This window comes from Erythrobacter donghaensis (genome assembly GCF_001557325.1).
Classification (GTDB): Bacteria; Pseudomonadota; Alphaproteobacteria; order Sphingomonadales; family Sphingomonadaceae; genus Erythrobacter; species Erythrobacter donghaensis_B.
Map to the genome: position 1 here is coordinate 1 of NZ_LSJS01000322.1, position 12500 is coordinate 12500.

Here is a 12500-nt window from a genome sequence, read left to right on the forward strand (position 1 = left end):
TGAGCGGCGGCAAGGCCGAAGCCAAGCGCGCCGAGAACGGCATCGTCCTCCAGAGCTCCTGCGGCCAGTGCGACGTCGACGGCGACGGCGCGGCAAGCACCGACTGGTCGATGGCCCGCAACCGCCGCCTCGCGGACGACAGCCCGCCCCAGCGCGCCTGAAGGCCCCGCCCTCGCTCCCGCCGATCAGGCCCGCGCAGACCTGCGCCGCACCGCCCTGACGCCGTGCTGCTGCCGCCAGCGCTTCGGCGTCACGGCGAAGAAGCTCCTGAAGTTCCGGGTGAATGCCTGCACGTTGTCGAAGCCGACGAGGGTCGCGACACTATCGGTCGGCAAGGTCGGGTCGAGCAGCAGCTCGGCCGCGCGTTCGCAGCGACGTCGCTGCTGGAAGCGATGCGGCCCCTCGCCGACGCTGACCTTGAACGATCTCGCGAAATGATAGGGACTGAGCCCGGCGATCGCCGAGAGTTCGGCAAGGGTGATCGGCTCGGCAAGACGGGCCATGATGTAATCGCTCGTCCGGCGCAGCTGCCACGGCGCAAGTCCGCCGCGCGCGACCGGCCTAGCCCCCGCATCATCGAGCCGGATGACCTCGTAGAGGGCGCTCGCAGTCGCGCAATCCCAGAACAGGCTGTCCGGCCTGACCCGCGCTTCCGCTTCTCTGAGCAAGTGATCGGACATCGTCAGCAGGTAGGGCGAAGGGCTGAATATGCCGCAGGGGAACACCAGCTGCGGCCGCCCCAGCTCTTCGGCTAGCGCCGCCAGCGCCTCGGGCTTGAAGTGGAAGTGGAACACGCTTCGCGGACCGGCCTCGCGGGAATCGAACCAGCTCTGTGTCCGGGCGGGCAAGGCGATGAACGAGCCGCACGCCAGCGCCTGCCGGTATCTGCGGCCATCGAATTGGGCGTGGAAGGGATGGGTCGGGGTGCGATACAGCAGCACGACATGATCGGGCGCATCCGCGACGAAGACCTCGTTGCCGCCCGTACGGCCCGTGTCGCGCACCTGAAGCAGGGTGCTCATCCTGCTCGACACGACCTCGTGCGTGACCCGCGGAGCGTCTCCGATGAAGTCGGCCACGGCATAGGATCTCAGAACGCTTGGTTGCATAGAGGTCATGCCCCCCGGCCCCTCCCGCTTCGATCGTGCGACGGCGCCGATCTGTCGCCGACCGCGATGTTAGCCTTCGATGACATGGCCTGCAACTCGCGCGCCGCCCGCAGCCGGGCAGGAGCTGCCTTGTACCGGCTTTGCCCTTGAAAAAGCCTGCGCCTGCGTGAGCGAGGCCGCAGGAAACCGCAGGATATGAACTTTCCGGCAAGATCCGGCGCGCTTGGCGACAAGCTCTTGCCGGCTTCCTTCGTCAGATGATCCGCAACAGGATCTCGGGGTTGTCCAGACAGGACTTGGGTACGCGGAAGATGTCGCCGACGTAATCCTCGTCGACCACCGCGATGGCGCGGGCGGATACGCGCGGCCCCTTGTAGAACAAGGCCGCCGCGATCCCTTGCATGAACGTGCTGCGCATGGATCCGCTAGCCTGCGCGGAGCGTCCGCACCAACGCCTCGATTGTCGCGAGTTCGTCGGCATCGAGCCCGAAGCGGCGGGCGCGGGCACCACTTTGCGAGATGCTGTCCTTGTCGCCGGTCCTGATCGCGCAGGCAAACCGGATTGCGGCCTCGGTCCTGGCCTCGAAACTGCGGCCTTCGCGCGCCGCATCGATCTCGGCGCCGGTCAGGCCGCTGCCCCGCGCCTCCCTCTCGATGCGCGCCAGGGTGTCCCGGCAGCCGCAATCGCTGGACAGGGCGAGACGCAGCTGCGCCATCATCCGCTCATGAGCGGTCTCAGCCATTGCTGTGTTCCCTTTCGCGCGGGTCGGCAGGGCGCCCATCGCGCGATGTGCTGCTCTCGCCGACCGGGAGGATGGTGGTCTTCATGAGCTGTCTCCTGTTCTTGCCCCATCGGGGTTGAACGCGAGATAGGCTCGGGCCGGGGCTGCGATAATCGCGAGCCTCGGCAATGCTTCGTTCCGCCCGGCGAAACGCCAGGCTCAGTTGATCACCCGATTGGCGCGCAGCCGCTCGCGCGCGAAATCGATGAAGGCGCGCACCTTGGCCGAGGCGTTCCTGCCCTCGGGGTGGACGATATGCACGGGCATCACCGGCTGCTCGAAATCCTCGAGCACGATCTGAAGGCGGCCGGCAAGCAGGTCCGGCCCGACCTGATAGGACAGCGCCCGCGTGAGGCCCCAGCCCGATCGCGCAGCACCGATGGCTGCCTCGTTCGAATTGCTGAACAGCGCAGGCTTGACCCCCACCGCGATCTCGCCGCCAATGCCGAAACGCCATTCGAGCGAGGCCCACGCGCCGGTCGCGGCGATGATGCGGTGCTGCGCAAGATCGGCCGGGTGGCGGGGGACGCCGTGCGCCTCGAGGTAGGCGGGCGCGGCGCAGATCACCCGCCGCACCGACCCGACCCGGATCGCACTGTGACTAGAATCCGGCAGGTGGCCGATCCGGATCGCGACATCGACGCCTTCGTCGACAAGGTTCACCACGCGGTCGAGCAGCAGCAACCGCCCGGTCACCTGCGGGTGGTGATCGAGGAATTCGGTCATGATCGGCATGATGTAGTTCTGGCCGAACAGCACCGACGAGGTCACCGTGAGCATCCCGGTGGGGGTGGCATAGGAGCCCGCCGCCGCGGCTTCCGCCTCCTCGATCGCGGCAAGGATGGCGCGGCAATCCTCGAGATAGCGGCCCCCGGCCTCGGTCAGCTTGACCGCGCGGGTGGTGCGGGTGAGCAGCCGGGCGCCGATCGTCTCCTCGAGCGCGGCGACGGCGCGGGTCACCGCTGGCGGGCTCATGTGCAATTGGCGGGCGGCCTCGGCAAACCCGCCGGTTTCGGCGACCCGCACGAACACCCGCATGGCATGTATCCGGTCCATCGCGGCAGGCTAGCGCGGGCGGTGCGCAAGGGGCAAGACGGGCGCGATCATTTCCCGGCTCGGCCCAGGAAGGCCGCCATCCTCCCCGCTGCCCGACCGAGCGCCGGGAGACCCGCCGGAAGCGCGTCCGAAGAGCGGGTACCGATGGCGGCAGGCTCACTCACCCGGGCCTGTCCATCTGGCCGACGAGCGCCGCCGCGATCGTCGATCCCGAGGTGACGCCGGAGAACCGGTGGATGATCTTGCCCCGATTGAAGAGCAGCAGGGTCGGGATGGAGCGCACGCCGAAAAGCGCTGCCAGTTCGGGCGAGCGGTCGATGTCCACCTTCACGACCTTCGCATCCCTGCCCGCCGAGCGGGCGATGTTCTCGATGATGGGGGCCTGCGCCTGGCAGGGCCCGCACCATGCTGCGTGGAAATCGACCAGCACCGGCCGGTCGGCCTCGATCACCTCGGCCTTGAAGGCGGCGGTGGTGCACTCCGCGATCATCGCCGCACCTAGAGACCGAGGTCCGAGAGACCGGGGTGATCGTCGGGCCGTCGGCCGAGCGGCCAGCGGAACTTGCGCTCGTCCTCGCGGATCGGGTGTTCGTTGATGCTCGCATGGCGACGGTGCATGAGGCCGTCCTCGGTGAATTCCCAGTTCTCGTTGCCATAGGCGCGGAACCAGTTGCCGCTGTCGTCGCGGTACTCGTAGGCATAGCGCACCGCGATGCGATTGCCGTCGTGCGCCCACAGCTCCTTGATGAGGCGATAGTCGAGTTCCTTGGCCCACTTGCGTTCGAGGAACGCCTGAACCTCGGCCCGCCCGCGCGGAAATTCGACCCGGTTCCGCCAGATCGTGTCCTCGGTATAGGCCAGCGCCACCTTGGCCGCATCGCGGCTGTTCCAGCCGTCTTCGGCCAGGCGCACCTTCTCGCGCGCGGTGTCTGCGGTGAAGGGGGGGAGCGGGGGTCGGGTCATCGCGGTTCTCCTTGCTTGTGTTCGAAGGGGACCGGGCGGAGCCGTGCCGGGGGACAGCAGCTCCGCCCGATCAGGTCACGGACGCCTTCGGGTGGAGGCACCGTGCACGATAACCGGGGGGGGGAGGGGCAGATCCGGTATCGTGATTGCATGAGCGATCGTCTCGGCGGCACTGGCGCCTATGCCTGGATCAGGGCCTGCCTTTCAGGACCGCGATCTGCTGTTCGAGCTCGGCGATCTTGCGATCGCGTTCAGCCAGGACACGGCTCACATCCTCGGCGGGAAAAAGCTGCGGTATGTGTTGGGGGCAGTTGATGTCCCACGCCTCCACGGTGAACAGGATCACCTGTTCGGCCCTCGCGCGGTAACCGGCCGGCATCAGCTCGTGCTCGAGGTGCTGGTCGCCCTCGACCACCTCGGCCGTGCCCCAAATCTTCACGCGCTGCCGCTGGGCATAATCCATCAGGAAGATGAACGCGCGCGGGTTCTCGGAGAGGTTGCCGGTGGTGATGAACTGGCGATTGCCCTTGAAGTCGGCAAAGGCGAGGGTGCGTTCGTCGCGCACCTGGAGGAACCCCGGCGGGCCGCCGCGGTGCTGAACGTAGGGCTGTCCCTCGGCGCTCGCGGTGGCAAGGTAGAAGCTGCGCACCTGGCCGATGAATCCGGCAAGATTGGCATCGATCGCGCGCGCCATTTCCATGCGTTCGTATCCGGCGCGCGAACCCTTGCGCTCCTGCGCGGTCTTCACGGCCGGGGTGAAGGCGATGTCGATGGGCCTGTTCATGCTGGCATCCCCCGGGGCGCCGAATACCGGTCGGGATCGGGCCAGGGGACGCGCATCAGCTTGCGGATATGCGCGGCATTGGCCTCGCCCGTGAGCCTGGCGAGCAGCCGCAGGGCGCGCTCGACCGAAGGGCCCGGGCCGGTGGAGCTGATCGGCGGCCCATCCTCGACCACGGGACGATCGACGAAGATCGCGCCTTGCGCCTCGAGCGGCTCGAAGCCATCGGCCAACAGCAGCAGGGCGCGCTTCATTCTTCCTTCCTCTTCAAAGCTCGAGCACCAGGCGGTCACCGCCGCCTGCATCGGGCGCGGCCGGCACGGCGCAGCAGATCAGGGCCTCGTCCTCGGCCACCGCGGCGGCAGGCGGCGCCGCATAGGTCACCTTCCCTTGCAGCACCCTTGTGACGCAGGTGCCGCAGGTGCCGCTGCGGCACCCGAATGCGGGGGCAAGCCCGCGGGCCTCGGCGAGCTCGAGCAGGGAGCCGGCTTCGGGAGTCCAGCGCGCTTCCTTGCCCGATTTCATGAAGGCGACCGGAACCGGCGCGGTGGCAGCCGGTGCGAGCGGCACGGCCTGTTCGGGCACTCTGCGCATGAGCGAGGCCGGCCCGAAGGCTTCGGCATGGATCCGCCCGTCGGGCACGCCGATGTCGCTCAGCATGTCGTAGAGCCCCTGCATGAACGGCGGGGGGCCGCACATGTAGAAATCATAGGCGTCGAAGGGCAGGGTGCCGCGCAGCAGCTGCGCGTCGATGCGTCCCTCGGCGTCATAATCGCTGCCCTCCTCGGCTCCCGTGACGTCGTCGAGCACGCGCACCAGCTTGACGGCGCCCTGCGCCGCGGCGGCGAGTTCGGCGAGTTCGGCAGCGAAGGCGCGTTCGGACAGGTTGCGCGCCGCCTGGAACACCCAGGTCGGCCGGATGCGGCGCTTGCGCAGCCCCTCAAAGACGATGCTCCGCAACATCGACAGGATCGGGGTGATGCCCACGCCTGCGGCAATAAGCACGGCAGGTCTCGGCTCGAGCGGATCGATGGTGAAGCTGCCGGCTGGCGCCCGCGCCTCGATCAGGTCGCCTTCGGCCAGGCCATGCAGGTGTTGCGACACGAGTCCCTGACGCTTGACGCTCAGGCGGTAGAACCCGTCGGACGGCGCGGTCGAGAGCGTGTAGGTTCGCAGCACCGGCGCATCCTCGCCTTCGGGCAGCACCCGGATCGGCAGGTGCTGGCCGGCGGCATGGGCCAGGATCCCCTCCCCATCGGCGGGCTCGAGGTGGAACGAGCGGATCACGCTGCTTTCATCGACAATCCGAGCAAGGCGGAATGGACGCCAGGCGCTGCGCAGTTTTTCCGCCTCGAGCCGCTGCCGCGCCTGTTCCCAGTCGCCGGTCATCAGGCTGTTGGGCGACCAGCCCTCGGGCCGGAACGCGAAGCGCACCGGCAGCGCGCCCTGCCGCAGCACGGCCCGGCGCGGCCGGAACGTCCACAAGCGCTCGGCGCCCTGGAAGGCGGCAATCTCCGGCGCGTCGAGCACCACCTCGGCTTCGCCGGTCAGGTGCAGCAGGTCGCCGCTCTCGAAATCGGGAAAGACAAGCCCCGCCCTGGGATTGAGCAGGAAATTGCCGAGCGTGTTGAAATGCAGGTTGCCGGCGAAGTCGGGGATGGTGAGCGAACCATCCGCCTCGATGCGCACGAAGCCAGCCTTGCCGCCACGATGCGAGGCATCGACATGGCGCCCGGCCTCATCGTCCAGATAGGACGCGACGAAGAAGGTATCGGCGCGGGCGATGCGCTGCTGCACTTCGGGATCGGTGGGCGCGAGTTCCCGAGCAGCTGGCAGGCCCGCCAGGTCGTTCGGCTCGCGCACCATCTGCCAGTCGCGCAGCTGGATGTATTGCGGGCAATTGCCGAAGGCGTGCTCGACCCTGACCGCAAAGCGCCCCGCGCCGTTCAGATGGACGCGCCCGTTCATGCGGTTGCGGCGGCGCGTGTGGAGCTCGATCCCGAGCAGACCGATGGCCGCCCCTTCGCCCAGCCCGGCGGTGGCGGGATCGCGTGGATCGGGCGTGGCAGCGAAATCAAGCGTCACCGGATCGGGGCTGGTGATGAAGCCGGGGCTGCCGGCCAGCAAGGTCGCCCAGACATCGCCCGCCTCGTCGACCGCGCCGAGCACGATGAAGGGCAGCTGTTGGTAGAATTCGCGGTGCTGGTCGGGGAGAAAATCGCGGATGACCCGCTTGCCGAACTGCTCCATTCGCGCAGCGACCCCGAGCGCGGTCTGGATCGCGACCTCTCCCGGATGGAACGGTGAAGGCTTTTCCAAGGCAGTTTCGGTCATCTGATTTCGCCCTTTATGGCTGAGACAGGGCCGGAGCGCAGTGCGCGCCCCGGCCCTTCCAGATCTACGCTTCAAGCCCGACCGGGGTCTTGCCAAAGCTCACGAAGCCGGGCAGCGCCTCGATCCGCTCGAGCCAGGCACGCACGTTGGCGTAAGCCGACAGGTCGACATTGCCTTCCGGCGCGCGGGCGATGTAGCTGTAGAGCGCGACATCGGCGATCGTGGCGCGGTCGGCGGCGATCCACTCGTGGCCATCGAGCTCGGCCTCGATCAGCCTGAGGACCGCGTGAGCGCGGACAATGACTTCCTCGGGGCGATAGTCGGCGTTGAAGATCGTGATCAGGCGGGCGGCCGCCGGGCCGAAGGCGATCTGCCCGGCTGCGACCGAAAGCCAGCGCTGCACGCGGGCGGCACCGTTCGGATCTTCGGGGAGCCACTCGGTCTTGCCGAACTTCTTGGCGGCATAGACCAGGATGGCGTTCGAATCCGAGATGAAGTGGCCGTCATCCTCGAGCACGGGAACCTGGCCGAAGCGGTTCTTGGCGAGATATTCGGCAGACTTGTGCTCACCCTTGGCGAGGTCGACCTCCATCACCTCGACGTCGGCGCCGATCAGGGAGAGGAACAGCCGCGCACGGTGTGCATGGCCGGAAATGGGGTGGAAATAGAGCTTCATGGCGGGCCTTTCGCGTGGAGTTGGAAGGAAGCGACCATTTGCTCCCCACCTGCCGCCGACCATGTGATCCTTCCGGCGCCTTTCATGAAGCAGCCAAATCTGCAAATCAGTATTCCGCACAGCGGAATGACGAGGCGATCTCACGAGGTTCGGTTCGGGTTCAGCCGGTACCCTTCTGCGACAGGTGCGAGCGAGCCTGTCATTAGGCCAGCGGATGCGCGCCGTCGTTTCCCGGTTTGCGCCGATGGTGCCGGGAATGCTCCGCTGCTGCGGCACCTCGCGGGAACCGGAGCCTGGCCGCGACCCGATCCCGCCCGGCTAGGCGGATCGCTCGCGGTGCACCCTCACAAGCGAGCGAAGCGATCATACTGTGCGCGATTGGATGCCTGGCACCGCGCCCTGTGCCCGCAGCGGCTTGACGCGAGAGGCATGCGGCCACCCCCGAGACGGCGCAGCAGGCGCGATCCGCTCGGCCAATGCCTGCCACGCGCGGATCCCCCGCGCGGACAGCGCGAGCGCCGGAGCGTGGCGCGTCTCGATCGGCGCGCCAGTGAATTGGGGGGGGTGGGAAGCGACTGCGCCAGACCCTTGGGCCGCGCGATCAAACGGTGGTTGCGGGAGTTGGATTTGAACCAACGACCTTCAGGTTATGAGCCTGACGAGCTACCGGGCTGCTCCATCCCGCGATACCGTTTTGTCTGGCGATCCTCGCGCAAGCGCTGGGGGCGGCCAGTCGGCCTTGCGACTCCTGCGGAGCCGGGGCCTGCTTCCTCGCCGTTGCTGACGGGAAAGCACATCTACGCATGCCCACGGGGCACCATAGACGCCAAAAGGGCCGCCCTTGCGGGTCAGCCCTGTTGACTTGTGAATGGGTTATTCCCGCTCCCACTGGTCGCAATGCCTGGCGACGACCTACTCTTCCAACGCTTGAGCGTTAGTACCATCGGCGCTGTCTGGTTTCACGGCCGAGTTCGAGATGGGATCGGGTGGGTCACAGACGCTATGGCCACCAAGCAATGGGACCAGTGGATGCGGGTTTTAAATCGATGCACACTCACCCGCCAATGTCTCGGGGGTGTGAGTGGTAAAGGGCGTATCTGGCTGGAGTATTCTCCACCAACGCTCCTGCGGGTGCAGGGCTGACGTTGATAGTGCAGACTCTCAAGCGCGATATGAACTATTAGGACCGGTTAGCTCCATACATTACTGTACTTCCACACCCGGCCTATCAACGTGATGGTCTATCACGGTTCAAAGATACCTAATCTCAAGGGAGGCTTCCCGCTTAGATGCTTTCAGCGGTTATCCCGTCCGTACATAGCTACCCTGCGGCACTCTTGGCAGAATGACAGGTACACCAGAGGTACGTTCACCCCGGTCCTCTCGTACTAGGGGCAACTCCTTTCAAGTATCGACGCCCACGGCAGATAGGGACCAAACTGTCTCGCGACGTTCTGAACCCAGCTCACGTACCACTTTAATTGGCGAACAGCCAAACCCTTGGGACCTGCTCCAGCCCCAGGATGTGATGAGCCGACATCGAGGTGCCAAACGATTCCGTCGATATGAGCTCTTGGGAATCATCAGCCTGTTATCCCCGGCGTACCTTTTATCCGTTGAGCGATGGCCCTTCCACGAGGGACCACCGGATCACTATGACCGACTTTCGTCTCTGCTCGACTCGTCAGTCTCGCAGTCAGGCAGGCTTATGCCATTGCACTCTAACAGACGGTTTCCAACCGTCCTGAGCCTACCATCGCGCGCCTCCGTTACTCTTTAGGAGGCGACCGCCCCAGTCAAACTACCCGCCACAGAGGGTCCCAACACCGGATAACGGTGCGTGGTTAGACATCAGAAAACAGCAGGGTGGTATTTCACCTATGGCTCCATGACAGCTGGCGCCGTCACTTCAAAGCCTCCCACCTATGCTACACAACTCTTTCCTAATGCCACTCTGAAGCTGCAGTAAAGGTGCACGGGGTCTTTCCGTCTAACCGCGGGTACTCCGCATCTTCACGGAGAATTCAATTTCGCTGAGCATATCCTGGAGACAGTGGGGAAGTCGTTACGCCATTCGTGCAGGTCGGAACTTACCCGACAAGGAATTTCGCTACCTTAGGACCGTTATAGTTACGGCCGCCGTTTACTCGGGCTTCAATTCGGAGCTTGCACTCCTCCTCTTAACCTTCGAGCACCGGGCAGGCGTCAGACCCTATACGTCGTCTTGAAGCCGACTTAGCAGAGTCCTGTGTTTTTGATAAACAGTCGCTACCCCCTGGCCTGTGCCCCCCACCAAAAGTTGCCTTAAGATGGGGCCTCCTTCTTCCGAAGGTACGGAGGCAATTTGCCGAGTTCCTTCAGGATACTTCTCTCAAGCGCCTTGGTATACTCTACCTGACCACCTGTGTCGGTTTCGGGTACGGTCTATACGGTGGGGCTATTTCCTGGAACCTCTTCACTGCCCAACCAATCCAATAAGGAAGGACAATTTACGAGATCCGTCACACACCACCAGGCCCACGAATATTAACGTGGTTCCCATCGACTACCCCCTTCGGGCTCGTCTTAGGGGCCGGCTCACCCTACGCTGATTAGCATTGCGTAGGAACCCTTGGTCTTTCGGCGACAGGGTATCTCACCCTGTTAGTCGCTACTCATGTCAGCATTCGCACTTCCGATACGTCCAGCGTCGGTTACCCTTCGCCTTCACTCGCCTACGGAACGCTCCGCTACCGCTGCAGTAAACTGCAACCCTAAGCTTCGGTGCATATCTTTAGCCCCGTTACATCTTCGCCGCAGGAACCCTTATTTAGACCAGTGAGCTGTTACGCTTTCTTTAAAGGATGGCTGCTTCTAAGCCAACCTCCTGGTTGTTTTGGGATTCCCACATGCTTTCCCACTTAGATATGACTTGGGGACCTTAGCTGTAGGTTAGGGCTGTTTCCCTTTTGACGACGGACCTTAGCACCCGCCGTCTGTCTGCCAGACAAGACTCGATGGTATTCGGAGTTTGGTTAGGTTTGGTACCGCTCGCGCAGCCCTAGCCCATCCAGTGCTCTACCCCCATCGGCATACATCTGACGCTCTACCTCAATAGATTTCGCGGAGAACCAGCTATTTCCCGGCTTGATTGGCCTTTCACCCCTAAACACAAGTCATCCGAGCATTTTTCAACATGCAACGGTTCGATCCTCCAGTGCGTGTTACCGCACCTTCAATCTGCTCATGCCTAGATCGCCGGGTTTCGGGTCTAATCCAACATACTCAGTCGCCCTATTCAGACTCGCTTTCGCTTCGCCTACACCTAACGGCTTAAGCTCGCATGCTAGATTAAGTCACTGACCCATTATGCAAGAGGTACGCTGTCACCCCCTATGGGGCTCCAACTGCTTGTAAGCATCCGGTTTCAGGTACTGTTTCACTCCCCTAATCGGGGTGCTTTTCACCTTTCCCTCACGGTACTGTGTTCGCTATCGGTCATGTACGAGTATTTAGGCTTGGAGGGTGGTCCCCCCATGTTCAGACAGGATTTCACGTGTCCCGCCCTACTCTAGTCCTTCATCATCACTTTCGCATACGGGACTGTCACCCGCTATGGTCACACTTTCCAGAGTGTTCTGCTAGTTGAAATGAAGGCACTGGCCTGGTCCCGGTTCGCTCGCCACTACTACGGGAATCTCTGTTGATGTCTTTTCCTCCGGGTACTGAGATGTTTCAGTTCCCCGGGTTCGCTTCACCAAGCCTATATATTCAGCTCGGTGATACCTTATCCACCTCGCCCGGCCTGCCCGAAAGCAGACTGGAAGAAATGGTGAAGGTGGGTTTCCCCATTCGGAAATCGCCGGATCAAAGTTTGCTCACAACTCCCCGACGCTTATCGCAGCGTGCCACGTCCTTCATCGCCTGTACATGCCAAGGCATCCACCAAATGCTCTTACCTCACGCTTGAGAATCCACACCATCAACGTCAGGCCTGCATAAAGACCTGAGCGCTTGAAGATGGTGGGAGAATTATCTCAGCCAGATAATCAATTTGATTGATTTGTGATGCACGATCGTCCGCCCAGGCCGAAGCCTGTCCGATACAATCCATGCGCCACGGCATCGATTTAAAAACCCATTCACAATGTCAAAGATCGGCGACGCTGACTAATCAGCACGATCGCCTGACCTGCCGAAGCAGGATCCGGTTTCGTTTCAACAATCGGAAGTTCTTGATGTGCCTGGTGGAGCCTATCGGGATCGAACCGATGACCTGATGCTTGCAAAGCAACCGCTCTCCCAGCTGAGCTAAGGCCCCTTGAGGTAATGGTGGGCCTGAGAGGATTCGAACCTCTGACCTCACCCTTATCAGGGGTGCGCTCTAACCAACTGAGCTACAGGCCCACACCACTGCCGCCGGCCGCCATTCCCGAAGGAACAGGCTGCCGCGTGGGCGCAAGCCGGCTCAGGCACACAACGCGCTGGAAGCGCGCTGTATTCCGATTGATGAAAGGACATGAGGACGACGGCAATGTTCTTTGGAAGACCGCGAAGCACTTCCGATGGCTAGCATCGGCGCTTTCGCAAGTATCCTTAGAAAGGAGGTGATCCAGCCGCAGGTTCCCCTACGGCTACCTTGTTACGACTTCACCCCAGTCGCTGAACCCACCGTGGTCAGCTGCCTCCTTGCGGTTAGCGCACTGCCTTCGGGTGAATCCAACTCCCATGGTGTGACGGGCGGTGTGTACAAGGCCTGGGAACGTATTCACCGCGGCATGCTGATCCGCGATTACTAGCGATTCCGCCTTCATGCCCTC

The 12500-nt window shown here is 63.6% G+C and carries 10 protein-coding genes, 3 tRNA genes and 3 rRNA genes (1 of these 16 running past the window's edge); all 16 read right to left on the reverse strand.

Going from position 1 to position 12500, the window contains the following annotated elements:
- Positions 1–185: 185 nt before the first annotated feature.
- Entirely contained in the window at positions 186–1118 is a 933-nt protein-coding gene (locus AX692_RS18410) for an AraC family transcriptional regulator (protein ID WP_081095461.1), read from the reverse strand.
- Positions 1119–1362: 244 nt separating this feature from the next.
- On the reverse strand, positions 1363–1527 hold the full coding sequence (locus tag AX692_RS19885) for a hypothetical protein (RefSeq protein WP_155645019.1): 165 nt from the start codon (positions 1525–1527) through the stop codon (positions 1363–1365).
- Positions 1528–1534: 7 nt separating this feature from the next.
- The gene (locus AX692_RS18415; RefSeq protein WP_155645018.1) at positions 1535–1852 is read right to left on the reverse strand and encodes a hypothetical protein; all 318 of its coding nucleotides are present in this window, start codon (positions 1850–1852) and stop codon (positions 1535–1537) included.
- Between the two features lie 198 nt (positions 1853–2050).
- Positions 2051–2947, reverse strand: a complete 897-nt coding sequence (locus AX692_RS18420) for a LysR family transcriptional regulator (RefSeq protein ID WP_073977814.1) — start codon at positions 2945–2947, stop codon at positions 2051–2053.
- A 160-nt stretch (positions 2948–3107) separates the two neighbouring features.
- Entirely contained in the window at positions 3108–3437 is a 330-nt protein-coding gene (trxA, locus tag AX692_RS18425) for a thioredoxin (RefSeq protein ID WP_073973646.1), read from the reverse strand.
- An 8-nt stretch (positions 3438–3445) separates the two neighbouring features.
- The gene (locus AX692_RS18430) at positions 3446–3910 is read right to left on the reverse strand and encodes a DUF1348 family protein (protein ID WP_073973647.1); all 465 of its coding nucleotides are present in this window, start codon (positions 3908–3910) and stop codon (positions 3446–3448) included.
- A 190-nt stretch (positions 3911–4100) separates the two neighbouring features.
- Positions 4101–4694 carry a pyridoxamine 5'-phosphate oxidase family protein gene (locus tag AX692_RS18435; RefSeq protein ID WP_073973648.1) on the reverse strand — a complete coding sequence of 198 codons (594 nt, stop codon included), beginning with the start codon at positions 4692–4694 and terminating at the stop codon, positions 4101–4103.
- Positions 4691–4945: a hypothetical protein gene (locus AX692_RS18440; protein WP_073973649.1), complete on the reverse strand. Its 255-nt coding sequence runs from the start codon at positions 4943–4945 to the stop codon at positions 4691–4693. Before AX692_RS18440 ends, AX692_RS18435 begins: the two co-directional genes overlap by 4 nt.
- 13 nt (positions 4946–4958) lie before the next feature.
- Positions 4959–7025, reverse strand: a complete 2067-nt coding sequence (locus tag AX692_RS18445; protein ID WP_073973650.1) for a pyridoxamine 5'-phosphate oxidase family protein — start codon at positions 7023–7025, stop codon at positions 4959–4961.
- 64 nt (positions 7026–7089) lie between these two features.
- A complete protein-coding gene (locus AX692_RS18450) occupies positions 7090–7701 on the reverse strand; it encodes a glutathione S-transferase family protein (RefSeq protein ID WP_073973651.1) in 612 nt (203 codons plus the stop codon).
- Between the two features lie 609 nt (positions 7702–8310).
- Positions 8311–8387: transfer RNA gene (locus AX692_RS18455), tRNA-Met, on the reverse strand.
- A gap of 213 nt (positions 8388–8600) precedes the next feature.
- A 5S ribosomal RNA gene (gene rrf / locus AX692_RS18460) occupies positions 8601–8715 on the reverse strand.
- 146 nt (positions 8716–8861) lie between these two features.
- Positions 8862–11649: ribosomal RNA gene (locus tag AX692_RS18465) — 23S ribosomal RNA — on the reverse strand.
- A gap of 276 nt (positions 11650–11925) precedes the next feature.
- A tRNA-Ala gene (locus AX692_RS18470) sits at positions 11926–12001 on the reverse strand.
- 9 nt (positions 12002–12010) lie between these two features.
- A tRNA-Ile gene (locus AX692_RS18475) sits at positions 12011–12087 on the reverse strand.
- A gap of 193 nt (positions 12088–12280) precedes the next feature.
- Positions 12281–12500, reverse strand: a 16S ribosomal RNA gene (locus AX692_RS18480); it runs 1265 nt beyond the window's last position.
- The 16S, 23S and 5S rRNA genes sit together here with 3 tRNA genes alongside, the layout of an rRNA operon.

Coding starts and splice junctions, on each gene's coding strand:
- AX692_RS18410 (WP_081095461.1), bottom strand. CDS start 1,118: ATGACCTCTATGCAACCAAGCGTTCTGAGATCCTATGCCGTGGCCGAC.
- AX692_RS19885 (WP_155645019.1), bottom strand. CDS start 1,527: ATGCGCAGCACGTTCATGCAAGGGATCGCGGCGGCCTTGTTCTACAAG.
- AX692_RS18415 (WP_155645018.1), bottom strand. CDS start 1,852: ATGGCTGAGACCGCTCATGAGCGGATGATGGCGCAGCTGCGTCTCGCC.
- AX692_RS18420 (WP_073977814.1), bottom strand. CDS start 2,947: ATGGACCGGATACATGCCATGCGGGTGTTCGTGCGGGTCGCCGAAACC.
- trxA (WP_073973646.1), bottom strand. CDS start 3,437: ATGATCGCGGAGTGCACCACCGCCGCCTTCAAGGCCGAGGTGATCGAG.
- AX692_RS18430 (WP_073973647.1), bottom strand. CDS start 3,910: ATGACCCGACCCCCGCTCCCCCCCTTCACCGCAGACACCGCGCGCGAG.
- AX692_RS18435 (WP_073973648.1), bottom strand. CDS start 4,694: ATGAACAGGCCCATCGACATCGCCTTCACCCCGGCCGTGAAGACCGCG.
- AX692_RS18440 (WP_073973649.1), bottom strand. CDS start 4,945: ATGAAGCGCGCCCTGCTGCTGTTGGCCGATGGCTTCGAGCCGCTCGAG.
- AX692_RS18445 (WP_073973650.1), bottom strand. CDS start 7,025: ATGACCGAAACTGCCTTGGAAAAGCCTTCACCGTTCCATCCGGGAGAG.
- AX692_RS18450 (WP_073973651.1), bottom strand. CDS start 7,701: ATGAAGCTCTATTTCCACCCCATTTCCGGCCATGCACACCGTGCGCGG.